At 66.7% G+C, this 24,066-nt stretch carries 21 protein-coding genes; 13 read left to right on the top strand and 8 right to left on the bottom strand.

What is annotated here, in order from left to right; genetic code table 11:
- Positions 1–123 precede the first annotated feature (123 nt).
- The 4 genes from AC1VWL_RS12440 to AC1VWL_RS12455 form a co-directional block, all read right to left on the bottom strand.
- A complete protein-coding gene (locus AC1VWL_RS12440; protein WP_482986897.1) occupies positions 124–1,680 on the bottom strand; it encodes a hypothetical protein in 1,557 nt (518 codons plus the stop codon).
- Positions 1,681–1,696: 16 nt separating this feature from the next.
- Positions 1,697–2,275: a hypothetical protein gene (locus AC1VWL_RS12445; RefSeq protein ID WP_482986898.1), complete on the bottom strand. Its 579-nt coding sequence runs from the start codon at positions 2,273–2,275 to the stop codon at positions 1,697–1,699.
- A gap of 40 nt (positions 2,276–2,315) precedes the next feature.
- On the bottom strand, positions 2,316–2,747 hold the full coding sequence (locus tag AC1VWL_RS12450; RefSeq protein WP_482986899.1) for an NUDIX hydrolase: 432 nt from the start codon (positions 2,745–2,747) through the stop codon (positions 2,316–2,318).
- Between the two features lie 275 nt (positions 2,748–3,022).
- A complete protein-coding gene (locus AC1VWL_RS12455; RefSeq protein ID WP_482986900.1) occupies positions 3,023–5,389 on the bottom strand; it encodes a S9 family peptidase in 2,367 nt (788 codons plus the stop codon).
- Between the two features lie 483 nt (positions 5,390–5,872).
- Here AC1VWL_RS12455 and AC1VWL_RS12460 point away from each other — a divergent pair, with 483 nt between their 5' ends.
- From AC1VWL_RS12460 to AC1VWL_RS12470, 3 genes are all read left to right on the top strand, one after another.
- On the top strand, positions 5,873–7,267 hold the full coding sequence (locus AC1VWL_RS12460; protein WP_482986901.1) for a cytochrome ubiquinol oxidase subunit I: 1,395 nt from the start codon (positions 5,873–5,875) through the stop codon (positions 7,265–7,267).
- Between the two features lies 1 nt (position 7,268).
- Positions 7,269–8,282, top strand: coding sequence for a cytochrome d ubiquinol oxidase subunit II (gene cydB, locus AC1VWL_RS12465; RefSeq protein ID WP_296248312.1), 1,014 nt, complete (start codon positions 7,269–7,271; stop codon positions 8,280–8,282).
- A 112-nt stretch (positions 8,283–8,394) separates the two neighbouring features.
- Positions 8,395–9,741 carry an AMP-binding protein gene (locus AC1VWL_RS12470; RefSeq protein WP_482986902.1) on the top strand — a complete coding sequence of 449 codons (1,347 nt, stop codon included), beginning with the start codon at positions 8,395–8,397 and terminating at the stop codon, positions 9,739–9,741.
- Between the two features lie 53 nt (positions 9,742–9,794).
- Here AC1VWL_RS12470 and AC1VWL_RS12475 read toward each other — a convergent pair whose 3' ends face one another.
- Entirely contained in the window at positions 9,795–10,805 is a 1,011-nt protein-coding gene (locus AC1VWL_RS12475) for a chorismate transformation FkbO/Hyg5 family protein (RefSeq protein WP_482986903.1), read from the bottom strand.
- 196 nt (positions 10,806–11,001) lie between these two features.
- Between AC1VWL_RS12475 and AC1VWL_RS12480 the strand changes: the two genes are divergently transcribed.
- The 8 genes from AC1VWL_RS12480 to fabG all read left to right on the top strand — a co-directional run bounded on the left by AC1VWL_RS12480 (position 11,002) and on the right by fabG (position 17,398).
- Positions 11,002–11,271, top strand: coding sequence for a phosphopantetheine-binding protein (locus AC1VWL_RS12480; RefSeq protein ID WP_303748293.1), 270 nt, complete (start codon positions 11,002–11,004; stop codon positions 11,269–11,271).
- Between the two features lie 5 nt (positions 11,272–11,276).
- Positions 11,277–11,999 carry a ketosynthase gene (locus tag AC1VWL_RS12485; protein WP_482986904.1) on the top strand — a complete coding sequence of 241 codons (723 nt, stop codon included), beginning with the start codon at positions 11,277–11,279 and terminating at the stop codon, positions 11,997–11,999.
- A gap of 50 nt (positions 12,000–12,049) precedes the next feature.
- Positions 12,050–12,349 (top strand): ApeI family dehydratase, encoded by a 300-nt coding sequence (locus AC1VWL_RS12490; protein WP_481533630.1) that lies wholly within the window; start codon positions 12,050–12,052, stop codon positions 12,347–12,349.
- Positions 12,346–13,293, top strand: coding sequence for an LpxL/LpxP family acyltransferase (locus AC1VWL_RS12495; RefSeq protein ID WP_482986905.1), 948 nt, complete (start codon positions 12,346–12,348; stop codon positions 13,291–13,293). Before AC1VWL_RS12490 ends, AC1VWL_RS12495 begins: the two co-directional genes overlap by 4 nt.
- Positions 13,226–13,882: a LolA-related protein gene (locus tag AC1VWL_RS12500; protein WP_482986906.1), complete on the top strand. Its 657-nt coding sequence runs from the start codon at positions 13,226–13,228 to the stop codon at positions 13,880–13,882. The genes AC1VWL_RS12495 and AC1VWL_RS12500 overlap by 68 nt, the downstream gene beginning before the upstream one ends.
- A 65-nt stretch (positions 13,883–13,947) precedes the next feature.
- A complete protein-coding gene (locus AC1VWL_RS12505) occupies positions 13,948–16,218 on the top strand; it encodes an MMPL family transporter (protein WP_482986923.1) in 2,271 nt (756 codons plus the stop codon).
- Complete coding sequence (locus tag AC1VWL_RS12510; RefSeq protein ID WP_482986907.1) at positions 16,205–16,636, top strand: hotdog family protein; 432 nt, start codon at positions 16,205–16,207, stop codon at positions 16,634–16,636. Before AC1VWL_RS12505 ends, AC1VWL_RS12510 begins: the two co-directional genes overlap by 14 nt.
- A 33-nt stretch (positions 16,637–16,669) precedes the next feature.
- The gene (gene fabG / locus AC1VWL_RS12515) at positions 16,670–17,398 is read left to right on the top strand and encodes a 3-oxoacyl-ACP reductase FabG (RefSeq protein WP_482986908.1); all 729 of its coding nucleotides are present in this window, start codon (positions 16,670–16,672) and stop codon (positions 17,396–17,398) included.
- A gap of 9 nt (positions 17,399–17,407) precedes the next feature.
- On the opposite strand, the gene AC1VWL_RS12520 is transcribed toward fabG, so the two are convergent.
- The 3 genes from AC1VWL_RS12520 to AC1VWL_RS12530 are packed head-to-tail and all read right to left on the bottom strand — an operon-like array spanning position 17,408 to position 20,182.
- Positions 17,408–18,196 (bottom strand): glycosyltransferase family 2 protein, encoded by a 789-nt coding sequence (locus AC1VWL_RS12520; RefSeq protein ID WP_482986909.1) that lies wholly within the window; start codon positions 18,194–18,196, stop codon positions 17,408–17,410.
- The gene (locus AC1VWL_RS12525; RefSeq protein ID WP_482986910.1) at positions 18,189–18,977 is read right to left on the bottom strand and encodes a beta-ketoacyl synthase chain length factor; all 789 of its coding nucleotides are present in this window, start codon (positions 18,975–18,977) and stop codon (positions 18,189–18,191) included. Before AC1VWL_RS12525 ends, AC1VWL_RS12520 begins: the two co-directional genes overlap by 8 nt.
- Before the next feature lie 5 nt (positions 18,978–18,982).
- The gene (locus AC1VWL_RS12530; RefSeq protein ID WP_482986924.1) at positions 18,983–20,182 is read right to left on the bottom strand and encodes a beta-ketoacyl-[acyl-carrier-protein] synthase family protein; all 1,200 of its coding nucleotides are present in this window, start codon (positions 20,180–20,182) and stop codon (positions 18,983–18,985) included.
- A 241-nt stretch (positions 20,183–20,423) separates the two neighbouring features.
- Here AC1VWL_RS12530 and AC1VWL_RS12535 point away from each other — a divergent pair, with 241 nt between their 5' ends.
- Positions 20,424–20,699: a YcgL domain-containing protein gene (locus tag AC1VWL_RS12535; protein WP_296248351.1), complete on the top strand. Its 276-nt coding sequence runs from the start codon at positions 20,424–20,426 to the stop codon at positions 20,697–20,699.
- Positions 20,692–24,033, top strand: a complete 3,342-nt coding sequence (locus AC1VWL_RS12540) for an ankyrin repeat domain-containing protein (protein ID WP_482986911.1) — start codon at positions 20,692–20,694, stop codon at positions 24,031–24,033. Before AC1VWL_RS12535 ends, AC1VWL_RS12540 begins: the two co-directional genes overlap by 8 nt.
- The last annotated feature ends 33 nt before the right edge of the window (positions 24,034–24,066 follow it).

Genomic DNA, 24,066 nt, shown 5'->3' on the forward strand with positions numbered 1-24,066 from the left:
GCGGCCTGCTCGAGGGGGGCGCCGAGGCGGGCCTGCAGGCCGGGCATATAGACGCGGCGGCTGTCGAATGCGTGATTGTCCGTACGGTCGGGCCGGCCGCGGCCGCGGCCTGCGCCTCCTGCCTTACTTGCGCAGCGATTTGCCCTTGCTGGGCGTCGCCGGTGCGTCGGCGTCTTCTTCGTTGTCGAGGTCTTCGGCGGCACGCATCAGCTGCGCACCCAGGCCGGCCATTGCCCAGTTGGTGGTCTCGTAGACATCGCAGGCCACATGGGTGCCCTTGCCGTCGCGCTTGCAGATGGACAGCAGTTTGCCGGGGATGTCTTCGTCGCCGGTGTTCTCGTAGACGCCGCGCAGGTTCTCGCAGCCAACGCGCACACCGGCCTGGCACAGCTTCTGGTATGCCGGCGCAGAGGCCTGCCAGTCGCCGGCCAGCGCATGGCGATGGCCTAGGGTATTGCAGCCCTGCAGCTTGCCACTGTCGCAGCAGGCCTGCGGATCACTGCCCACAGGGCAATCCTGCGGCAGCGGCAGTTCGACGAATACCTTGGGCGCGCTGCACTGGCTGCTGCCGCCAGTGCGTTGGTAAACGGCATAGCGGCTCCAGCTGTCGATGCCGAGCAGGCCGCCGTTGCGCAGCGGCTTGAGCACGAAGTCGCCACCCTTGTCGTGGCGGATATGGATGGCGCCATCCTGCAGGCGTGCGCGCAGCTCGCTGCCCATGCCCATCGTGACCAGGCCATCGTTGCCGAAACCGAGCGCATCCATCAGGCCAGTGCTGGCCTTGTAGTCGCCGCAGGGCAGGCTGCTGGCGGGGCCGACGTCAACACCGGCAGCGCTCAGTGCAGCCAGCGCTTGTGCGCGCTTGCAGGTCATCTCGTCGGCGCCGGCCTTGCAGGCCAGCTGCAGCGCATCGCGCGCGGGCAGGTAGCGCCCGGCATCCCAATGCGCATCGGCGACTTCGCTGCAGAAGCCTGCGTCCGGGTGGCTGCGGCACAGCTGCAGCAATTCGTTCAAACGCGGTTCGGGCAGGACCGCGGTGTTGCTGCTCAAGGCGCCGGCCAGCGCCTTGGCCATGGCGATGCCGAGGACTTCCTTGGCGGCTGCCAGGCAGGCCGCTTCGTTGTACTGCGGATTGCCTTCCTTGCAGACCGCAGGCTCTTCCAGATCCGGGTCCGGCGTTGCGGCCTGTTGTGCGGCCTGGGCCTCATCGCGGTAGCTGGACAGCAGGCGCTCGCAGGCGAAGGGCAGGTCTTCCTGGCACCACTGGCGCAGCTGCGGCGGCGTTGCCGCGCTGGCATTCTCGATGCAGCTGTCGATATCGGCACGGCAGCTGCCTACGGCCGGCGTAGGCGCTGTCTTGCAGCTACTGCTGGTGTCCAGCACGTAGTCCCCCAAGCTGCCGGTGATGCGCTTGCCGTCACGGCTGAGGCTGTACTCGGTGCTGAAGCCATTGGATACATCGGCGGCATGCAGGGTGTCGCCCTGCTGGCGGATTACATATTGGGTAGGCGCCAGACCTTCATAACGCATCGTGGCCTGGCTGCTGCTTTGAACCACGAAGCGGGCCGACCCCTCTTCAGCGATATAGCTGCCGCAGCCCAGGGTAGCGGCGGCGGCCGGCAGCGCACTCAGCGCGAGCAGGCCGCCGGCGAGGGCGGAGAGGAAACGTGGGAAGGACATGCAAACTCCGGGGGACTCAACGAAACAGGGCGCGAACGTCAGGGCGACTCAGCTTGATCACCAGCCACGCATGCAGCCCGGCCAGTGCCAGGGCGGCAACGCCGCCAGTGATCAGCGAGGTCCACAGGCCAACGCGTAGTTGCACGCGCATTTCCAGGCCTTCTGGAGAATTGAGGAAGTCGGCAGGCACCATTGCCTGCATGGCTTCAAACATGCCGTGGATCAGTGGCAGGGAGGCAAAGTTGGCCAAGGCCACCAGCACCAGGAAGACGATGAAGCCGATCCGGCCCCATTCGCGGTGCCTGAGCAATGCCCACGACACCGCGAGGAACGCGATCGACAGCAGCAGGCCAAGCACGCTCAGCGAGAGTGCGTGTTCACCGAGCCAGAGCATGCCCGGCGTCACCGGCAGGCCTTCGTTCTGCATGGCCTGCAGGATGCCCAGGCGGCCGATCAGGACCACTGCCAGCAGTTGCAGCAGGCTCCAGACAATGGCCAGCGCAGCCATTACCAGCGAGAGCTTGGCGGTGACGGCGATGAACGAGGCCGCTGCGGAGGGCGGGGCCGGGATTGGTGGGAACTGTGGGGGATTCACGGTGGCTCGCTACGGATGTTCTGGTGGATCGTTGCAGGGGTCAGTCGGCTTTCTTCGAGGAGGACAACGCGGCGCACGCTGCAGGCAATACATGCAGCGCACTCAGCGGCGCCAGCTTCACGCCGTGCGGTGGCTGCAGCGGGATCCATTTCAGCTCGGCAATCTCCGCCTGCACCTGCGGCACGCCGGTGATGCTTACCAGGAAGGATTCGCCCTGCACACGGCGTCCGGGTTCGTTGACGGCAATGTCTTCGAAGCTGCCAAGTGCCACTGCACTGCTGTCGTCGACGTGAACACCGAGCTCTTCGAGGAGCTCACGCGCAAGTGTCTGCAGTGCGTCCTCACCGAATTCGCGTTTGCCGCCGGGTTGGATGAAGGTATCCGAGCCATGTTTGCGCACGACCAGCACGCGTTGCTGCGGATCGAGGATGACGGCGGTGACGATGCGGATGGGGTTTTCTGCGGTGAACATGTGCTTCCTGCGAATAGTGCTCCGTGAGGGGAATGGTACTGGAGGCTTGGGTGGTGGTGGGTGCTGCGTAGGCAGGAGCGGGATCAAGATCAAGAGCAAGAGCAAGAGCACCCCTCCCCAGCCCTCCCCTTGGCTGCGCCAAAGGGAGGGAGCACAGCGGCCCCCTCCCTTGCGTGCAGCGCAGGGGAGGGTTGGGGAGGGTGCTCTTCGCGGTACGCAAACAACATCCAACACCCACAAACAACAAGGGCGCCTAGCGGCGCCCTTGTTGATGCTTACTTCAGTTCCTGCTCGAACAGCTTGAGGATGCGCTTGTACTGGTCAAGCCAGGAGTCGGCACGCGTATAGCCGTGGCGCTCCAACGGGTAGGGCGCGATCGACCAGTTGTCCTTGTGCAGCTCGATCAGCTTCTGCGTCATGTTGACCGAGTCCTGGAAGAACACGTTGTCATCCATCATGCCGTGCGCGATCAGCAGGTTGTCCTGCAGGCCTTCGGCATACTCGATCGGCGAGGAGATGCGGTAGGCCTCCGGATCGATGTCCGGGGTGTTGAGGATGTTGGCGGTGTAGGCGTGGTTGTACTGGTGCCAGTCGCCAACCGGGCGCAGCGCGGCACCGGCCTTGAACGTGCCCGGCGAGCGGAACAGCGCCATGTAGGTCATGAAGCCACCATACGAGCCGCCGTAGATGCCGGCGCGGTCGCGGTCGCCCTGCTTGGTTTCGACCAGCCAGTCCAGGCCGTCCAGATAGTCTTCCAACTCCGGGTGGCCCATGTTGCGGTAGATGGCGGTACGCCAGTTGCGGCCATAGCCTTCGCTGCCGCGGTAATCCATGTCCAGCACGATGTAACCCTTCTGCACCAGCAGGTTGTGGAACATCTGCTCGCGGAAGTAGTTGGAATAACGTGCATGCACGTTCTGCAGGTAGCCGGCACCGTGCACGAACATGGCGATCGGGTATTGCTTGCCCGGCTCGAGCTTGTCCGGGCCGTAGTACTTGGCCCAGACGTGGCCGGCGCCGTGCTTGGACGGCACCTGCACCATCTGCGGCTGCACCCACTCGCGTGCCTTGAATTCGGCGCTGCGGGTATCGGTGAGCTTGCGTGCTTCGCCGCCGCTGACCGGCAGCACGGCGACCTGTGCCGGCAGATATGGTGCGGAGTAGCGCACCAGCAGCTGCTGGCCATCCGGCGACAGGCTGAAATCCTCCACGCCATCGAGCGCGGTCACTTCACGCACGGCACCGCCGTTGGCGTTGACGTTGCAGACTTCGTAATCGCCCGGCCACTTCTGGTTGCAGACGAAGTAGAAGCTGTTGCCGTCGGCGCTGACCACCGGCGCCGAGGTTTCCCAGTTGCCGGAAGTGATGGCCTTGGGCTTGGCGCTGCCGGTCTGCGTGTACAAGTGCGAATAGCCGGATTCCTCGGACAGCAGCCACAGGGTGCGGCCGTCCGGCATCCAGCCGTAATCGTTGAAGCCCCAGTTGATCCAGCCGCCGTCGGTCAGGCGGTGACGGTTTTCCAGGCGTGCGCTGCTGGCGCTGGTGGTGGCGATCCAGCGGTCCTTGTTGTCGTTGGCACGCAGCATCAGCGCGGCCTGGCTGCCGTCGGCATTCCAGCGGATGCCGCCGCCCATGAAGTCGCTCATCAGTTCCAGCGGACGGTTGCCCTTCAGCGCGTCCTTGCCGGCCTTGCGGCGCAGCTCGGCCAGCGGATCGGTGGCGATGCCGGGCAGGTTGTCCAGCGACAGCGCTTCGACCTTGCCGGTGACTGCATCGGCCAGCCAGAACGCATGCGGCTCGGGATTGTTGCGGCCAACGCGGGTGCGGGTGTCTTCGGCTTCTTCGTAACCGGACTCGGTCACGTACAGCGGCATCTTGCCGCCACGGCCTTCGTCGTAGCCCTTGGGCTTGGTGACCACGATCAGGTGGCGGGCATCGGGCGACAGCGCGCTGTCGACGATCTCGACATCGGCGCCGAGGAAGATCGGTGCCGGCGCACGGGTCGGGTCGGCCTGGCGCCAACGCTCGCCCTGCTCGCGCAGTTCCTCGCGCTGGGCGCGATCGGTGCGCAGGGTGGACAGGGTGCGCATCTGCTGGTCGCGCAGCACGTCGGCCTTGGGCGCGTCGGCCGGGTTCTTGTCGGCCTTGAGCTGGGCGACCTGGCTGGTGACGTTGTTGCGTGGATTCCAGTGGAACCAGTTGTTGCCAACTTCCCAGATCACGCCGCCGTCGCTGGCGAAATTGACGCCACCGGCGCGCTCGTTGCTGCGGGTCAGCTGGGTCAGCGTGCCGTTGCGCAGGTCGCGTACGAACACGTCGCCGTTGCGGACGAAGGCCATGCGCTGGCGGCTGCTGTCATAGACGCGGTCGGCGGCATCGAGGGTGCCGCGCTGGTCATCGGCGACCTGCTGACCGACACCGCCACTGACTGGCAGGCGGAAGCTGTCGCGCACCGCGCTGCCCTGGCGCTTGAGCGTGTACTCGACCTGCTGGCCATTCCACGACCACCAGGCCGATTCCACCGGCGGCCCGATCCAGTCCGGGTTGGCCATGGCCTGCTCGATGGTGATCGGCGTGGGTGCGGCATGGGCGTTGCCGAAAGCGGTCAACAACAGCAGGGACAGGGGCAGCAGCTTGGGCATCATTCGGCACCGGTGTAGAGAACCGGGCAAGGGTAGCAGCAGGCCCGCGCGGCGGGCTGGGCCACAGGTCATGGAGGCAGGGTTCGGCGGGTGAGCTGCCGGAATCGGCAATGTTTGTTGCCTTGCTCCCTCCCTTGCGCCATGGGCGCAGGGGAGGGTTGGGGAGGGGGGCTTTGGGTTTTGCTTTTCTGGCTTTGAGCTGGTGCTGTAGAGCCAAAGGCAAAAGCGCACCCCTCCCCAGCCCTCCCCTTGGCTGCGCCAAAGGGAGGGGGCAAAGCTGACCCCTCCCCAGCCCTCCCCTTGGCTGTGCCAAAAGGAGGGGGCAAAGCCGACCCCTCCCCAACCCTCCCCTTTGTCTTCGACAAAAGGGAGGGGGCTACAGCCGCTGCGACTTTTTGACGCAGTGCGACATCCGGTCACATCCGCTCTTAACCAATACCGGACCAGAATCGCCCCAATTAAAAATGTTGCGGAGAAGCGGCCGTGGAAGCGCTGCTGTTGTCCCGGATCCAGTTCGGATTCGTGGTGAGTTTTCATGTGTTGTTCCCAGCCTTCACCATCGGCACGGCCAGCTGGTTGGCCTTCGTCGAATGGCGTTGGCTGCGCACCCGCAACCCGGTCTGGCGCGAGCTGTTTTTCTTCTGGCAGAAGATCTTCGCCGTGTCCTTCGGCATGGGTGTGGTCAGCGGCATCGTCATGGCCTTCCAGTTCGGCACCAACTGGCCGCGCCTGAGTGAAGTGGCCGGCACGGTGATCGGGCCATTGCTTACCTACGAAGTGCTGACCGCGTTCTTCCTGGAGGCCAGTTTCCTCGGCGTGATGTTGTTCGGCTGGGAAAAGGTCTCGCCGCGCCTGCACTTCTTCTCCACCTGCATGGTGGCCTTGGGCACGCTGTTTTCTACCTTCTGGATACTGTCTTCCAACAGCTGGCTGCACACGCCGGCGGGTTACACGCTGGTCGACGGCATCGTGCATCCGCAGGACTGGTGGCAGATCGTGTTCAACCCGTCGTTCCCATATCGCTTGGCGCATATGGCGCTGGGGTCGTTCATTACTACGTGCTTTGTCATTGGCGGTGTTGGTGCCTGGTACCTGCGTCGCGGCGTGCATGTGGAAGCCGGCCGCAAGATGCTGGTGGCAGCCGTCGCCTTTGCTGCTTTGACTGTGCCGGTGCAGATATTCGTTGGTGACATGCATGGTTTGAATACGCTGGAGCACCAGCCAATGAAGATCGCGGCGATGGAAGCGCACTGGCATGAAAGCAAGCCTGGCGAAGGCGTGCCGCTGGTGGTGTTCGCGGTGCCGAATGAAAAGGAAGAGCGCAACGATTACGAGATTGCCATCCCCAAGCTCGGCAGCGTGATCCTGACCCACAGCACGGACGGTACCTTCGCACCGCTGACCTCGGTGCCGGCCAGTGAGCGGCCGCCGGTGGTGCCGGTGTTCTATGCGTTCCGCATCATGGTCGGGATCGGTTCGTTGATGCTGTTGGTTGCGTGGATTTCGGCCTTCCAGCTGTGGCGTGGACGCCTGCTGCAGTCGAAGTGGCTGTTGCGTGGCTGGAACTGGATGCTGCCGAGCGGCTTCGTCGCGTTGGTGGCCGGTTGGTTCGTCACCGAAATGGGGCGGCAACCGTGGGTGGTGTATGGCGTGCTGCGCACGGCCGATGCGGTGGGCGCGCAGAGCGCGTGGATGACGGTGCTGTCGCTTGCCATCTATGTGATCGGTTATCTGTTCGTGTTCGGCTGGGGCATCTGGTACCTGGTCAAGATCATGCGCAGCGGGCCCAAGCGACATGACCTGCCGCCGCGCGATGACGGCATGCATACCCCGGCGCGGCCGCTGTCCGGCGTCAACGAACCGCTGGAGGAGCGCTGACATGGAGATGACAACCTGGCTGCCGGTGGCATGGTTCGCGGTGATTGGCTTCGGCGTGCTGATGTACGTGGTGCTGGATGGCTTCGTGCTCGGCATCGGCATCCTTGCGCCGTTCGCCGAGGACGAGCAGCAGCTCGACGTGATGATGAATACCGCCGCGCCGATCTGGGACGGCAACGAAACCTGGCTGGTGCTCGGCGGTGCTGGGCTGATGGCGGCGTTTCCCAAGGCCTATGCGGTGCTGCTGTCGGGCCTGTACCTGCCGGTGCTGCTGCTGGTGATGGGCCTGGTATTCCGCGGCGTGGCCTTCGAGTTCCGCTTCAAGGCGCATCGCTCGCGCGCGCTGTGGAGTGTTTCGTTCGCGATGGGCTCGCTGCTGGCGGCGTTCGCGCAGGGGGTGATCCTGGGCGCGCTGGTACAGGGGCTGCCGATGCAGGACGGGCAGTACAGCGGCGGCGCGTTCGGCTGGTTCAGCCCGTTCTCGATGCTGACCGGTGTGGCGGTGGTCACCGGCTATGCGCTGCTTGGCAGCACCTGGCTGATCCTCAAGACCGAAGGTCGCGAGCAGGCCTTGGCACGCTCGCTGACGCGGCCGCTGATGGTGGCGGTGATCGTGTTCATGGGCCTGGTCAGTACCTGGCTGCCGTTCCTGCAGTCGCGGGTGATGGAGCGCTGGTTCAGCGATGGCAACTTCTGGTGGCTGTCGCCGGTGCCGCTGTTGACCCTGGCCGTGGCAGTGGCGCTGTGGCGCAGCGCCATGCATCCGCGCCGCGACCTGCCGCCGTTCCTGCTGACCCTGGCGCTGTTCGTGCTCGGTTTCGTCGGCCTGGTGCTGGGCATGTGGCCCTACCTGCTGCCGCCGCACCTGACCCTGTGGCAGGCCGCTGCGCCGGCGTCTTCGCTGGGTTTCAGCATGGTCGGGCTGGTGCTGCTGTTGCCGGTGATCCTCGGCTATACGGTGTGGTCGTACCGGGTGTTCCGCGGCAAGGTGACGGCTGAAACCGGCTATCACTGAACCGTGGCGACATGGCCCGGCTTGCCAGCCGGGCCCCGCAGGGCCAAGCTGGCCGCCCCGTTGTGGCTGGCGTCATGATGGGCCATCCATCGAACGAGGTCGCTGTAGTCGCATGTCGGTTGTTCCCGAGCAGTTGTCACCCCCTTCCCACCATCCATTGGCCAACGGTGAGCTGCACCGTCTGCTGGCGGTAGGCGAGGGTCGCTCGGTCGATCTGCGGACCTTCTTCGCACATGTGCGCGCCGTGGCCGCGTTGCTGCCACCAGCCGAGCATGCGATCAACCTCTGCGATGACCGCTATCGCTTCCTGGTGGCGTTCTGCGCGGTGGCCTTGCGCGGGCAGGTGAACCTGCTGCCTTCGTCGCGTGCAGCTGCCGTCGTCGCCGATGTACAGCAGCGCTATGCGCAGACGTATTGCATCAGCGACGACGCGCTCGAGCAGTTGCCAGCGGACAGCTTCGTGTTGCCCGCGGAGCTGCCGCAGCTGGACGGCGATCTGCCGCAGCTGGCCAGCGATCAACTGGTGGCGATCGGCTTCACGTCCGGCAGCACCGGCACACCCAGCGCCAACAGCAAGACCTGGGGTTCGTTCCTGGCCAGCACCGCGCAGAACCTGCAAGCGCTGCAAAGCCTGTGGGGTGATGCGCAGCCAGCGCTGGTGGCGACGGTGCCGTCGCAGCACATGTACGGCATGGAGATGGCGGTGCTGCTGCCCTTGCTGGCGCCGGCAACCTTGCAGGCCGGGCGTCCGTTCTTTCCGCAGGACGTGGTGCTGGCACTGCAGCAGGTGCAGGCGCCGCGCGTGCTGATCACCACGCCGGTGCACCTCAAGGCGCTGGTGGAATCAGGTGTGGGCTTGCCGCCGCTGGCCGGTATCGTCACCGCCACCGCGCCGCTGTCGCAGGAACTTGCGGCGGCTGCCGAACAGGCGTTTTCCACCGAGGTGCGCGAGATGTTCGGCTCCACCGAGACCTGCATCTTCGCGCGCCGGCGCACGGCCAGCGAGACGGCCTGGAGCCTGCTGCCAGGCGTGCGCCTGGAGCCGCAGCCGGACGGCACGCGCGTGCATGCGGCGCATCTGCCGGCACCGGTGAACCTGGCCGATCTGGTGGAGCTGCTGCCAGGTGATCGCTTCGTGCTGCGTGGCCGCCGCGCGGATCTGCTTGAAATTGCCGGCAAGCGCGCTTCGCTGGGCGACCTGACCCGCAAGTTGCAGGCGGTGCCGGGCGTGGTCGATGCAGTGGTGGTGCAGCTGGCCCCCGAGCCTGGTCATGCGGTCGGTCGCATCGCTGCGCTGGTGGTTGCGCCAGAGCGTGAAGAGGCTGAGATCCTGCGCGAACTGCGGGCCTTCATGGACCCGGTATTCCTGCCACGGCCGCTGCGCAAGGTGGCGGTGTTGCCACGCAACGATACCGGCAAGCTACCGCGTGACGCGGTGCTGGCTTTGCTGGGGCACTGAAACGCCGCGCTGCAGGTAATGCCGGTGAACATGGCTCACCAGCGCTTGTTCGATCAGGCGTCGTGGACGCCGTCGATCTCGACCCGCAGGTCGCGTCGGCATACCGCTGCATGCAGCACGATATACGGCACCTGTGGCGGTAGATGCGCGGCCAGGGCTGCGCGCACCTCGGCAATCTCGGCCGCATCGCGTACATAGACCTTGAGCCGGCTGCCGTCGCCGAACTGGGTTGGCAAACCCGGCCGATGCGCACGTGCAGCGCCGATCAGGGCTTCGAAATTGGCGAAGGTTTCCTGCAACTGGCGCTGGGTGCTGTCGCCGTGCAGGGTGGCGTGGCCGACCACGCTGGCGGTGCCTGACAGCAGCAGCGGCAGGCGACTGCCGTTGGCGGCCAGCATGGCACGGGCGAAACTCGGTGATTGCCGGCCGTACTGGCGCGGATAACGGTAGGCGCTGACCTGGCGCGGGTTTTCCAGCGGTGTGCCGGCCTCACGCGCGGCCAGCCAATACACCTGCAGCACGCGCACGCCGTCGACGCGACCGATGGCGGTGGCAGCGGGCAGGGTGCTGGTGTCGATGGCACCGATGCCACGGGCACGGCCTACGCAGAACTCGCGGTAGCGTTCGCTGTCGTCTTCGCCGTCGGTGATCGCGTCCAGGTAGTTCCAGATCCGCAGCAGGTGCGGATAGGCATGCGCAGGCAGGGCTTCGAGCATGCGCGCATAGGCGTGCTCGGAGGCGCCGATGATGCCGCCGTGCTGGTGCTCATCCACCTGCAGCGCACCGAACATCAATGCACCGTCGCTGGCCCAGGCCACGCCATTGGCGTCGCGGCCGCTGCTGACCGGCTTATCGCTGCGCCACACTTCCAACTGGGCCTGGCCATCCGGTTGCAGGCCTACCTGCAGATAGCGCGGGTCAGCGCTGGCCACGGGCTCGTCCCCGGCCTGGAAGCCGAAGATCGCCAGCACCTGCGGATCCGCCAGCAGGACCGGCAACTGGGATGGATCGGCATAGTCGATCTGCAGCGCGGCAGCCGCCACCGGGGACGTCAGGGCATTCATCTCAGGCCCCCGTGACATTGGTGGTCAGGCAGGCGGAGCAGGGCTGGCGGCGGCGGGAGTGGAGCGGGAACGTCATTGCACGGCGTATCGGGCATCGCAGAGGTGGCAATGATACCCCGCGAGTCTGAACTGTCATGCTTGCGCAACAGTCGGCGATGCCGGATCGTTGCGGGTCTATTTGCTGTGGGTAGTGGAAATGTCGCAACAGAATGACGCCGAACGCGAGCTGGCCGGACTGCTGGTCGAGAGCCTGAACCTGGAAGACGTGGACCCGGCCCAGATCGACCCGGAAGCGGCGCTGTTCAACGATGGCCTGGGCCTGGATTCGATCGATGCGCTGGAGCTGGCCCTGGCCATCAGCAAGCGTTATGGCTTCCAGCTGCGCTCGGACAATGAGGACAACCGTCGTATTTTCGGTTCCCTGCGTGCCCTGTCGGCACATATCCAAGCCAACAAGACGGTCTGAACGGCGTGACTGCTGCCAGCCCTGAACCCGGCCACGGGCCGGTAGCGCTGGCGCTGCGGGTGCTCCTGCTGCTGGCCTATCCGGTGCTGTCGCACGTGGCCAGCCTGCGCAACGAAGGCATGTGGGCTGCCGCCGCGCTGGCGGGGCTGGTCCTGCTATGCCTGCTGGAACCGCTTGCCCGACGGCGGCCGTGGGCATTCGGTCTGCTGGCGGCGAGCTGTGCGCTGCTGTGGTGGCTGGGTGGATCGAGCTGGGCGTGGATGCTGCTGCTGGCGCCGCCGGTGGTGTTTCCGTTGCTGGTGGCCTGGGGCTTCGCGCGTTCGCTGCTGCCGGGGCAGGTTCCGCTGATCACCCGCATCGTGCGGGCGTTGTATGCGCGGGCAGAGATGCCGCTGACGGCGCAGCTCGAACGCTACACGCGGCGGCTCAGTGCTGCCTGGGCCCTGGTGCTGGTGCTGCTGGCGCTGATCAACCTGGGCCTGGCGATGAGCGCGGTGCCGGACGGCCTGTTGGCGGCGTTCGGCATCCAGCCGTGGTGGCCGGTGACCCATGAACAATGGTCGTGGTGCGCGAACATCGCCGATTGGGGGCTGATCGGCGGCTTCTTCGCGTTGGAATACGCGGTGCGCTCGCAGTTGTTCCCGCAGCGCCCTTACCGCAACGCCTGGGATTTCATGCGCCAGATGGGCCAGCTTGGGCCGGCGTTCTGGCGCGACCTGCTGCGCTGAAGCACAAGGCTGCCGGTATCCTGTCTGCACAAATCGCCGCCAGCGCAGCCATGTACTTCAGCATTCCGTCCGATCACCCCTGCCTGCCGGGTCATTTCCCGGGCCGTCCGCTGGTGCCCGGGGTGGTGGTGCTGGAGCAGGTGTTGCAGGCGGTGGCGGCCGAGTGCGGGCATGCGGTCGGCGCGCTGCGCCTGCCGCAGGTGAAATTCATGGCGCCGCTGCTGCCGGATGAGCAGGCGCGGATAGAACTGGAAGGACAGGCGCCGCGCTGGAAATTCCGCGTGTTGCGCGAAGACCAGCTGCTGGTGCGTGGCGAACTGGTGCTGGCCGAAGCTGACGCATGGGCATGAACGCGTCCGACTGGAAGCATCGACCTGAAGGCGGCGGCCGTTTCGCGGTCCGCCTGATTGGTGGCATTGCCCGCCATGGCGGCCGTGGTATCGCGCGCGCCTGCCTGTACCCGATTACCTGCTATTTCTACTGTGTGCGCGGCGCCGAAAGGCGCGCCTCCCGCGACTACCTGCAGCGCCTGCATGGTCGTCCGGTGAATGCTTTGGAAGTGGCGCGGCATATCCATACCTTTGCCGCCACCATCCTGGATCGGGTGTTCCTGCTGGCCGGCCGCACCGCTCTGTTTGATATCCGCAGCAGCGGCACCGAGCCGCTGCTGCAGTTGCTGGACCAGGACCGCGGGGTGCTGGTGTTCGGCTCCCACCTGGGCAGTTTCGATGCGCTGCGGGTGCTGGCCCGGATGCGCCCGGACCTGAAATTGCGGGTGCTGATGGACCGCGCGCACAACGCCGCCATCACCGAGTTGCTGGCCGAACTCGATCCGAAGCTGGCCGACTGCATCATCGATGCCGCACAGGATGGCACGGCAATCGTGCTGGCGATCCAGCAGGCTCTGGCGGAAGGTGCGATGGTGGCCTTGCTGGTGGATAGGGCGCGCCCGGGCGAGCCCGCCATCGCGACACCGCTGCTGGGTAGCGCGGCAGCCTTCCCGACCGCGCCCTGGCTGATCGCCAATGCACTGAAGGCACCGGTGGTGCTGGCATTTGGCCTGTACCGTGGCGGCAACCGCTACGACCTGCGCTTCGAGTCGTTTGCCGAGGCGGTGGACATTCCACGGCGCGGCCGCGCCGAGTTGCTGTCCGCGCTTATCCACCGTTACGCCGGCAGGTTGGAGCATCACCTGCGCGACGCCCCTTACAACTGGTTCAATTTCTATGATTTCTGGCATTCCCAAGACCCTGCGCCCACTGCTGTGCCTGCTGACGAGCCTGCTGCTCAGTAGCCCGGCGCTGGCCAATGGCGTCGATGCGGCGTGGATACTGCGGCAACTGGCGCAGCCGGCACCCAGCCAGACCAGCTTCCTCGAACTGCGTGGCTCGGCGTTGCTGAAGGAGCCACTGCGGGTTGAAGGCCAATACCGCCGCCCCGATGCCGGCACGCTGGTCCGCGAGGTACGCGCGCCGTATGCCGAGACCACCACGATTGCCAATGGCCAGGTCAGCATTGCCCGCGCCGGCAAGCCGCCACGTGTGTTCGCGCTGCAGCGTGTTCCAGAGCTGGCCGATCTGCAGGCCAGTTTCGGTGCGATGCTGTCCGGTGACCTTGCTGCCCTGGAGCGCAGCTACCGGCTGCAGGCCTCCGGCAACGCCCAGCACTGGCAGCTGCAGCTGACGCCCAAGGCAGAGGCATTGGCCCGCCGTGTGCGCGCCGTGACCCTGCATGGCCAGAATGCGGAACTGCGTTGCATCGAGACCCAGCCGGCGAAGGGCGATGTGCAGCGCACCCTGCTCGGCGGCGCTGCGACCGCGGCGGCCGTTGTACGCGAGGCTGCCGCATTGAATGGCCTGTGCACTTCGGGCACCACGCGTTGAAGCTCTCGTCCACGCATCGCATCGGCCTGGCCATTGTCTGGTTGCTGCTGCTCGGCGTGCTGGGCATGTGGATCAGCAGCCGCATCCAGGTCAGCGGCGACCTGCGCAAGTTCATGCCCGATGCACGCACACCCGCACAGAAATTACTGCTCGACGAACTCGGCGAAGGCCCCGGTGCGCGGCTGTTGCTGGTCGCACTGTCCGGAGCCGCGCCGGAGCAGCTGGCGCAGCAGTCGCGCGCGCTGCGTGAAGCGTTGGCTGCCGACACCCAGTTCGAGTTGGTCGCCAATGGCGAACAGGCCGGGCTGGAGGCATTTCCCGAGCGCCTGTTGCCCTACCGCTATCTGATTGATGCATTGCCCGCAGATGCGTTTTCCAGCGCCACCCTCGGCGAGGAACTGCAGGCGCGCCTGCAGGACCTGGGCTCGCCGGCGGGCGGCTTGATCGAACCCTTGCTGCCATCCGATCCCACCCTGCAGGTGCTGCGGGTGGCCGAGGCCCTGCAGCCAGCCAACGCACCGCAGCGCATCGATGATGTCTGGTTCGATCGTGCCGGCAGGCAGGCACTGCTGCTGGTGCAGACCCACGCCGCCGGTTTTGATCCCGGCGCCCAGCAGTTGGCGGTGGATACGATCAACCACCAGTTCACCCGCATTGCCGCGGACAGCGGCAGCCGCATCGAGTTGAGCGGGCCGGGCGCGTTCTCGGTGAAGATCGGTAACCGCACCGCCAGCGAAGCCGGCATGATCGGCACGCTGGACACCATCGGCATGATCCTGCTGCTGTGGTTTGCCTACCGCAGCTGGAAGATGCCTATCCTCGGCTTCCTGCCGCTGGCCAGCGCGGGGCTCGCCGGCCTGTGCGCGGTGGCGCTGGGCTTCGATGGCGTGCATGGCATCACCATTGCGTTCGGCTTCACCCTGATCGGCGTGGTGCAGGATTACCCCATCCACTTCTTCAGCCACCAACGGCCTGGCCGCTCGGCGTGGGACAACGTGCGCGCGCTGTGGCCGACCTTGGGCACCGGCGTGATCGCTACCTGCATCGCCTACCTTACCTTCCTGTTCTCCGGCGTGGATGGCCTGAAGCAGCTGTCGGTGTTCACCATCACCGCGTTGGCGACGGCGGCGCTGGCCACGCGCTATCTGCTGCCGGCATTGATCGATCCGGCGACACGCGATTTTGCCGACTCCGCACGGCTGGCGCGGCTGTGGAAGCACACCCAGCGCCTGCCACGACCGCGCTGGTCATTGGCCGTGCTCGCCGCGCTGGCAGTGGCGGTGATGGTGTTGGCGCCTGGTGCGTTCTGGCAGAACGACCTGGGCCGGCTGACCCCGGTGGACCCGCAGGAACTGCAGCGTGACGCGCAGCTGCGCAGCGAACTGGGCGCGCCGGATGTGCGCTATCTGGTCACCGTGCGCGGCAGCGATGCACAAGCCGCACTGGCCGCCAGTGAACGGTTGCGGCCGGCCCTGGATGCGCTGGTTGCGAACGGCGAGCTGGAGCGCTATGACATGGCCGCGCGCTATCTGCCAAGCGCGGCCGTGCAGCGCCAGCGCCAGCAACAGTTGCCGGATGAAGCCAACCTGCGCGCCGCGCTGGCAACGGCGGTGGCGGGAACGCCGTTCATCGATGATGCGTTCGAGCCATTCATCGCCGATGTGCAGAAGGCACGCAGCGCAGCGCCACTGCAACCGGCTGATCTGCACGGCACACCATTGGCGACGGCGGTTGATGGTCTGCTGGTGCAGGGCAAGGATCACGCCATCGCGTTGGTCTCGTTGAGCGGCCTGAACGATGTGGCAGCCGTAGCCAGCACCGTGCAGTTGCACGGCGCACAGTTGCTGGACATGAAGCAGGCCTCCGAATCCCTGGTTGCCGACTATCGCAGCCGTGTGCTGGTAGCGCTTGCGCTCGCCGTACTGCTGCTGGCACTGACCGTGGGCGCTGCATTGCGCTCGCCACGACGCGTGCTGCGGGTGTTGCTGCCGATGATCCTGACCACCTTGCTGGTGCTGGCGGTGCTGCGCGGCCTGGGTGTGGAGTTGAACCTGTTCCACCTGATCGGCCTGATCCTCGCCGCCGGGCTTGGCCTGGATTACGGTCTGTTCTTCGAGCATGCCGGCGACAGCCATGCCGACCAGCTGCGCACCCTGCACGGGCTGCTGGTATGCAGCGTGATGACGCTGCTGGTATTCAGCCTGCTTGGGTTGTCGTCGATCCCGGTGCTGCGTGCGATCGGCAGCACGGTGGCGCTGGGTGTGGTCTGCAATTTCATCCTGGCGTTGTTGATCTCGCGCCATCCAGCCCAGGAGCTCGGCCATGCCGGGACGTGAGGAAATTCTCAAACTCGTTCCGCACCAGGGCAGCATGTGTCTGTGGGACGAGGTAGTGGACTTGTCGGCGCAGGACATCACGTTGCGCGCGTTCAATCATCGCGATGTCCTGCATCCCTTGCGCTGCGACAACCAGCTGCGCGCGATCCACCTATGCGAGTACGGTGCACAGGCGATGGCCGTGCATGGCGGCCTGCGCGGACGCGAGCGCGGTGGCGCGGTGGTGCCGGGCGTGCTCGTGGCGCTGCGCGATGTGCAGTTGCATGTGGCGCGCATCGATGACCTGCCGGATGCACTGGAGGCCACGGCACAGGTGTTGGCCGAAGGCGAGGGCAGCCAGCAGTACAGCTTCCGCATCCACCATCGCGACCAGCTGCTGGCCGAAGGCCGGGCTGCGGTGATGCTGCAGCTGCCATGAACATTCAATGAGACAAAGCGGAGCAAACCCCTCATGAGCAAGCAGCGACGTGCGCTGGTAACCGGCGGCAGTGGTGATCTGGGCGGTGCGATCTGCCGCCGGCTGGCCGCCGATGGCGCACATGTGATCGTGCATGCCAACGCCAACCTGGCGCGTGCCGATGCAGTAGTGGCACGGATCATTGCCGACGGCGGCAGCGCGCAGGCGGTGGCGTTCGATGTTGCCGATGACGGAGCGGTCAGTGTTGCGCTGGAGGCGCTGCTGGCCGAGGGCCCGATCCAGATCGTGGTCAACAATGCCGGTATCCACGATGACGCGCCGATGGCTGGCATGGATGCGCAGCGTTGGCAGCGGGTGATCGATGTCAGCCTCAACGGCTTCTTCAACGTGACCCAGCCGCTGCTGTTGCCGATGGCGCGCACCCGCTGGGGTCGCATCGTCAGCGTGTCGTCGGTGGCGGCGGTGCTGGGCAATCGCGGCCAGACCAACTACGCCGCAGCCAAGGCCGGCCTGCATGGCGCAAGCAAGTCACTGGCGCGGGAAATGGCCAGTCGTGGAATCAGCGTCAATGTTGTCGCGCCGGGAGTGATCGAGGGCCAGATGGCGGCGGAGGCGTTTCCGCCTGAACTGATCAAGCAGACCGTACCCGCCGCGCGTGCTGGCAAGCCGGAGGAGGTTGCAGCACTGGTGTCCTTCCTGTGCAGTGATGCGGCGGGTTACATCAACGGCCAGGTGATCGGCATCAACGGCGGCATGGGCTGAACGCGCGGCTCAGCCGTTGGCGTCGGTGCTGTCGATGATCGGTGGATTCCTGCGGATGGTGCGGTAAACGCGCCAGACGTGGCCGTGGCGCAGCGCAAGCAGCACGATATGGCTGGTGATGCGGTACAGGTCCTGCAGCGGCTTGAAGTGGCTTGGACGGAACTGCTCATCGCTGTCGGCGCAGCGGTAACGCGATTCGATCGGCACCGACACGCAGCGCGTGCCAAGCCGGCGCGCTGCCGAGATCACCACCTGCGCTTCGAACACGAAGCCTTCGGCGGAAACATCGCGCAGGGCGATCACTTCGGCGGGGTAGAAGCGCTGGCCGCTCTGGCTGTCGGCCACCTGGTAATGCGTGCCCCAGGCGATGCCCCAGTCACCGAACTCGTTGGCCAGGCGGCGGTACAGCGGCTGCGAGGCACGTTTGCGCAGGCGTGCGCCGATGATGATGCAGGCCGGATGACGATTGGCGCTGGCAAGCAGCCGCGGCAGGTCGGCGGCGACATGCTGGCCGTCGCCATCCAGGGTGAGCACGCCGCGCAGGCCGCGGCGATTGGCTTCGGCAAAACCGCTGCGCAACGCCTGGCCCTTGCCCATGCGCTGTGGATGGCGCAGCACGGTGACAGGGAGGTCGGCGATGCAGTCCGTGGTACGGTCGCTGGAACCGTCGTCGACCACAATCACATGGGGGAAGTACTGCAGCACGCCCTCGACCACCTGGCGGATACGCAGTTCCTCGTTCAGCGCCGGGATGACCACGGCGACGTTGTCGGCGCAGAGCGGACGCTGGTCATTCATGGAGGATGTCGATCTCCAGCCACTGATCCGTGCCTGAGCGCATCCATACTTTTTCCTGATCCATTGCCAAGGCTTCCAGCAGCGGCAGCGCCGGCTGCATTGCATTGTCGGCGTACAGCTGCAGCAGCGGGCCCTGCTCCGCGTCCTGCGGTGGTGATGCGGTGTCGTGCAGCCTGAGCTGCAGGCTGGGCAAGCCGGCACAGGCCGTGCGCGACAACACGAAGGCTGCTCCCAGCAGGCCGGTGCTTGGCGACACCTCGGCGGCCGGGCCACTGGCATTGCCGTCATAGGCAACCAGCAGCACGGCTTCTTCGCCGGCATGCAGCTGCACCATCGCTTCCAGCAGGCCCTGCGCGAAGCTGTAACGGCCTGCGCTGATGGCGGTGGCGGCGACGTGAGCGCCGGCGCCGATGGTCCAGTAACCGGCGGCGGCGTTGTGCACCGAGTTGTGGAACTTGGTCGGCGAGATGGCGCAGGGGTCGTCCGCCAGCGTGGCGCACATGTAGTCGGTGATGGTCAGCTCGCCGTGGGTGGAGGTGAATACCGACGGCAGGGTCGCCGGCGCGCGGTCGGCGGCCTCGCACGCAGCCAGCGCAGCCTCCAGTGCAACCGCCACGGTGCCGGGCGCGCGGCGCCGCTCATTGGCTGCCAGCAGCTGCGGCGAGGGACGGGCTGGTGGATCCAGCGGGCGTTCGCCCTTGCGCATCCAGGCGCAGGCACTGTCCCAATCGGGAAGTCCCGTACCCCAGAAACCGATGCCTTCCAGTGTTGCTTCCAGCATCGTGCTCATCCTGCCTTGCCGAAGACCAGCGAGCAGTTGTTGCCGCCGAAGCCAAAGGAATTGTTCATTGCGTAGCGGATATCGGCCTGCGCGTTCTCGAAACGGATCTGCGGGCCGCAGGCCGGGTCGGGGATCTCGCTGTTCAAGGTGCCCGGCAGCAGCCCATCCTCCAGTGCCAACAATGCGAATACCGATTCGACGATGCCGGCTGCACCCAGCGTATGCCCGGTCCAGCCCTTGGTCGAGCTGGCGTGCAGGCTGGGCGGGAACAGTGCGGCGACCGCTGCGGCCTCGATGCTGTCGTTGGCCGGGGTCGAGGTGCCATGCAGGTTGAGATAGCCCACGTCGCCGGCCTCGATCCCGGCGCGCTGCAGCGCGGCCTGCATGGCCAGGCGTGCACCCAGGCCTTCGGGATGTGGCGCGGACATATGGTGGGCATCGCTGGATTCGCCGTAGCCGCGCAGCTGCAAGGCCGTGGCAGGGCCCGCACCGGCACGTTCCAGTACCGCGTAGCCGCCAGCTTCACCCAGCGACAGGCCGACCCGGCGAGCGTCAAACGGCTGACAGGGCGTCGCTGCAACCAGCTGCAGCGAGTTGAAGCCGTACAGCACGCTGCCGCACAGGGTATCCACGCCGCCGACCAGGGCGGCATCAGCCAGGCCGGCGTTGATCAGCCGGGCGGCCTGCGCGAAGACCTTGGCGCTGGACGAGCAGGCGGTGGCAACGGTGATGCAGGGACCGCTCAAACCGGTAGCCACCTGTACGAAATCGCCGAGCGAGTGCGGGGTGTGAATGCGCGGGCGCAGCATGTCCGGCGGGAAATGCAAGTTGCCGTCGGCGTCTGCTTCAAGCCGAGCATAGGCTTCTTCGGTGGCGCCGATGCTGGAGGTGGAGGTGCCCATCACCACTGCCACCCGCGATGCGCCGTGGCGTTCACGTACCTGCTGCAGCGCGGCCAGCACCTCGTCCTGCTGCAGTGCGAGCCAGGCCAGCTGGTTGTTGCGGCAGTCGAACCCGGCAAGCTCCGCCGGCAAGGCCAGCCATTCCAGGCCGTCCACCCGGCCAATCCAGCACGGCAGCGGCTGGTCGCCGAAATCGTTCTGCCGCAAACCGCAGTGGCAGCCGGCCAGGCCTCGCCGTTGCGCATCCAGACCCGCACCCAAGGCCGTGGTGGCGGTGTGCGCGAGTATGTTCAGCGGCGCCAGGCGCGGCGGTGATGCAGGCGTCACGTTATCTTCCAGGGCTTCGACGGGGCGCGAGTATATCGGCAGCTGGCTGTCTGGCGTTTCGACACGCGATGGCTGGACGGCCGGGGCAACGGAATCTTGATGTAGATGAATGTACAAAAGCCTGGTCGGTCCACGTGCTTGTTGGCCCGCCGCCTTTCAACAGCGCCAGATTTCCGACACAATCCCTGACTCCCGATGCAGGGCAAAGCCCGCTGGCATGCAAGCTTACGTCTACAAAAGCCAACGCAAGCAGGACACCTACGTGTACCTCGCCAAGCGTGATGATTTCGAAGTGATCCCGGCGGTGCTGGGCAACACCTTGGCCCCTTACACCTTCGTGCTGGAGGTGGCGCTGACGCCCGAACGTCGCCTGGCCCAGGCCGACGCCGCGCTGGTGCGCGCCAACCTGGCCGAGCGTGGTTTCCACCTGCAGGCCCCGCCGTTGCCGTTGGCCCCGGTAAAGATCGCCCGCATCGACGGTCGCGATGACTGAAGCATTGCGCAGCCGCGTAGTTGCCGCCGCGCTGGGCCTGGGGGTGTTGTTGACCCTGGCCACGGCGTTCGGTGGCGTGGCCGCGGCTGTGTGTGGCGTGCTGGCCCAGCCCGCCTTCGCCCTGGCGGTGTCATGGTGGCGGCGAACCCGCACGGTGACGCCGTCACTGGCCGTACTCAAACGTGAACTGCCAGGCCTGCTGGGGCTTTGGACCGGCGGCGCAGCGGTGGTTGCAGTATTGGTGTCCTGGCCGTTGGCGGCGCTGCATGACAGCGGCAGCCTGGCGGCGGTGTTGGCATTGAGCATCGCGGTCAGCGTGGCGTTGTTGGCGCTGTGGCGCACCTGGCCGCTATGGCAGGCGATGGAACGCGAGGACAGCTCGCTGCGCGCGCAATGGCAGGCCCTGAGCGGGCGAAATCTCGATTCATGGCACGGCCTGGGCGCGGCAGCGGTGGTGTTGCTGTTGTGCGCGGCAATCGTCGCTGCGGCCTGGCCAGGTCTGGTCGGCGGTGCCCTGCGTTGGCCCTTGGCCATTGCCACCGCGGTCGCCGCGCCGTTGCTGCATCACCTGCTGCAGGCTATGCGCAGTGCGCCGGTTGCCGTCGCTGGCAAGGCTGGCGAGGCACAACAACCCGCCGTCGACCTGTTTGCCGAAGCGCTGGCCGAACCGGCACCGCTGGAGCACATCGCCCAGCATGAGCTGGTGCCGCGGCTGTATGACGCCGCCCGCGGCGGCCGCATTGATCGCGCGCTGCAGCTGTTGGATGCCGGTGCCGATCCGCATGCGCCAGCCCCGGCCGAATCGCGCGACCAGCGCAGTCTGGCGGTGCTGGCGGCAGTGCTGCCGGACCTGCGCCTGCTGCGTGCGCTGATCAGCCGTGGCGTCGACGTCAACCAGGCGCATAAAGGCATGACGCCGTTGCTGGCGGCCACCCGCGACAGCTGGCACGGTCGCCCGGAAGCGGTGATGACCCTGCTGGCCAACGGCGCCGATCCACGCACGCCCGATGCCGATGGCAACACCCCGTTGCACCACGCCGCACGCAGTTCCGATCCGGGCGTTGCAGCACTGCTGCGCGATGCCGCGGCGGAGATCGATGCCCTCAACAATGATGGCCACAGCCCGCTGGCGGTGGCCTGCCAGGCCGGCAACTGGCGGCTGGGCAAGTTCCTGCTGGAGCGCGGCGCCAAGGTCGAACCGGCCGATGGCGTACCGGTGCTGGTGCAGGCGGCGGCCACCGATGACGATGACCCGGCCGGCGTGCAGCTGCTGCTCAAGCACAAGGCGCGGCTGGATGCGCGTGACCGTCAGCGCCGCAGCGCCCTGCACGAGGCCGCCCTGGCTGGCCACGTCGATATCGTCGAAACCCTGCTTAATGCCGGCGCCAATGTCGAGCCGCGTGATGCCGCAGGCCGCACGCCGTGGCTGGATGCCGCCGCGCAGGGCAATGCCGCGGTGCTCGAGCGCCTGCTGGCGCACAAGCCTGACGTGCATGCCGTCGATGGCGAAGGCAGCAATGCCTTGCTGCTGGCCAGCCGCGCCGAACACGTATCGGCGGCGCTGATCCGCCGCCTGCTGGACCTGGGCATTGCCGCCGATGTGGTCGGCAGTGATGGCCGTCGTGCCATCGAGCACGCTGCCGCAGCAGGTCGCTGGAGCATCGTCTCGCTGCTCGACCCGAGCTATCCGCTGCCGGCAGCGGTCAGCGATGCGGCCGCCGGCAATGCCGAGGGTGGCGATGGTGATGCGATGCCGGTGCTCAACGATCGCGCGCCGCTGGCCTTGCTGCGCGAAGCGCTGGTATTCGGCAACGTCGATGGCATGGCGCCCTTGGCCAGGCTGTGTGCGGCCGATGAACTGGGCGGCCTGCTGCACGATCCGGAGCTGGCCTTGCAGCCGCGCGTGGTCGATTGGCTGTTGGCACACGATGCCGCGCCGGAGATGCTCGACGCCTGCGGCGATACACCGATGTTCGCGCTGCTGTCGCGCGGCGTCGATGCGATCCCGACCCTGCAGGTATTGCTGCAGCGTGGCGTGTCGCCGGCCGGCCGCGGTGGCTTGACCCGCTTCCTCGCCGCCTGCGCGCAGCACGACCACGGTGCGCGCAGCACCGAGCAATTCGCGTTGGAACTGCTGGAGCGTGGCGCCGATCCGTTCGCCGCTTCGCCGGCCGGTGATCCGGCGTTGTCGCTGGCGGTACGCCTGGGCTGGCTGAAGCTGCAGCAGTACCTGCTGCTCAATGGCGTCGACCGTGAGGCGCGTGACAGCCATGGCATGACCGCACTGCACCTGGCCACCGCCCTGGCACGCGAGTCCGCGCTCAAGCAGCTGGTGCTGCAGGGCGCTTCACCGGATGCGCGGGCCGCTGACGGGCAGACGCCGTTGGGTGTTGCGCTGTCCAGCGGTCGTCGCGACCTGGCTGACCTGCTGGACTGGCGCGGCTGGCAGCTGCCGCTGCGCGCGCTGCGCGATGCCGACGTCGCCTCGGCGGCGATGGCCGGCGATGCCGACGCGGTACGCCGCCTGCTCAATCTCGGTTTTGCCGTCGATGCCGTCGATGCGCAGGGCTGCACCGGCCTGCTGCGTGCGGCCGGCGGCGGCCATGCGGCGGTGGTGGATCTGCTGCTGTCGCGCAGTGCCGACCCGCAGCACGCCGCTGCCAGCGGTGCCACGCCGTTGTCGGCAGCGGTGAGCATGCGCCAGACCACGATCGTGGCGGCACTGCTCAATGCCGGTGCCAAGCTTGAACACCGCCTGCCGGGTGGCGTCACCGTATTGATGCTGGCCGCTGCCCTGGGCTTGCCGGACATCGTCGCCCGCCTGCTCACTGCCGGTGCCGACGTGCACGCCGGTGACGACCAGCAGCTGGCACCGCTGCACTGCGCCGCGCTGTACGGCTTCACCTCGCGTGACCGCACCCGCCTGCTGGCCTTGCTTGATACCTTGCTGCTGGCCGGTGCCGAACCGGACCAGGCCTCGGCTGGCACGGTGACGCCGTTGCTGTTGCTGCTCGGGGCACGTGCCGAACCGGGTACCGCCTGTGACGAGAGCGTGGTGCTGGCCGCGGTGGACCGCCTGCTCGACGAAGAGGTTTCGCTGGACGTGCGCGACCCGCGTGGCTTCGGCCCGCTGCACCTGGCGGCACTGCACGGCCTGCCACAACTGGTGCAGCGCCTGCTGCGCGCCGGCGCTGATCCGGACATGCGCGATGCGATCAACCGTAGCCCGCGCGACATCGCCATCATGCGTGGCTTCATCGACGTTGCCGGCGAATTCGAGCCAGCGGTACCGGGCGTCTCGTCGATGGCCCGCTTCCTGCGCGATCACAACTGATTGCTGCAGCACTCATGACAAGGGCGCCGAACG

Source organism: Stenotrophomonas sp. STEN063 (assembly GCF_056854515.1).

Coding starts and splice junctions, on each gene's coding strand:
- AC1VWL_RS12475 (WP_482986903.1), bottom strand. CDS start 10,805: ATGAATGCCCTGACGTCCCCGGTGGCGGCTGCCGCGCTGCAGATCGAC.
- AC1VWL_RS12505 (WP_482986923.1), top strand. CDS start 13,948: ATGTGGATCAGCAGCCGCATCCAGGTCAGCGGCGACCTGCGCAAGTTC.
- AC1VWL_RS12450 (WP_482986899.1), bottom strand. CDS start 2,747: ATGTTCACCGCAGAAAACCCCATCCGCATCGTCACCGCCGTCATCCTC.
- AC1VWL_RS12520 (WP_482986909.1), bottom strand. CDS start 18,196: ATGAATGACCAGCGTCCGCTCTGCGCCGACAACGTCGCCGTGGTCATC.
- AC1VWL_RS12525 (WP_482986910.1), bottom strand. CDS start 18,977: ATGCTGGAAGCAACACTGGAAGGCATCGGTTTCTGGGGTACGGGACTT.
- AC1VWL_RS12490 (WP_481533630.1), top strand. CDS start 12,050: ATGTACTTCAGCATTCCGTCCGATCACCCCTGCCTGCCGGGTCATTTC.
- cydB (WP_296248312.1), top strand. CDS start 7,269: ATGGAGATGACAACCTGGCTGCCGGTGGCATGGTTCGCGGTGATTGGC.
- AC1VWL_RS12455 (WP_482986900.1), bottom strand. CDS start 5,389: ATGCCCAAGCTGCTGCCCCTGTCCCTGCTGTTGTTGACCGCTTTCGGC.
- AC1VWL_RS12500 (WP_482986906.1), top strand. CDS start 13,226: ATGATTTCTGGCATTCCCAAGACCCTGCGCCCACTGCTGTGCCTGCTG.
- AC1VWL_RS12535 (WP_296248351.1), top strand. CDS start 20,424: ATGCAAGCTTACGTCTACAAAAGCCAACGCAAGCAGGACACCTACGTG.
- AC1VWL_RS12510 (WP_482986907.1), top strand. CDS start 16,205: ATGCCGGGACGTGAGGAAATTCTCAAACTCGTTCCGCACCAGGGCAGC.
- AC1VWL_RS12480 (WP_303748293.1), top strand. CDS start 11,002: ATGTCGCAACAGAATGACGCCGAACGCGAGCTGGCCGGACTGCTGGTC.
- AC1VWL_RS12470 (WP_482986902.1), top strand. CDS start 8,395: ATGTCGGTTGTTCCCGAGCAGTTGTCACCCCCTTCCCACCATCCATTG.
- AC1VWL_RS12495 (WP_482986905.1), top strand. CDS start 12,346: ATGAACGCGTCCGACTGGAAGCATCGACCTGAAGGCGGCGGCCGTTTC.
- AC1VWL_RS12440 (WP_482986897.1), bottom strand. CDS start 1,680: ATGTCCTTCCCACGTTTCCTCTCCGCCCTCGCCGGCGGCCTGCTCGCG.
- AC1VWL_RS12540 (WP_482986911.1), top strand. CDS start 20,692: ATGACTGAAGCATTGCGCAGCCGCGTAGTTGCCGCCGCGCTGGGCCTG.
- fabG (WP_482986908.1), top strand. CDS start 16,670: ATGAGCAAGCAGCGACGTGCGCTGGTAACCGGCGGCAGTGGTGATCTG.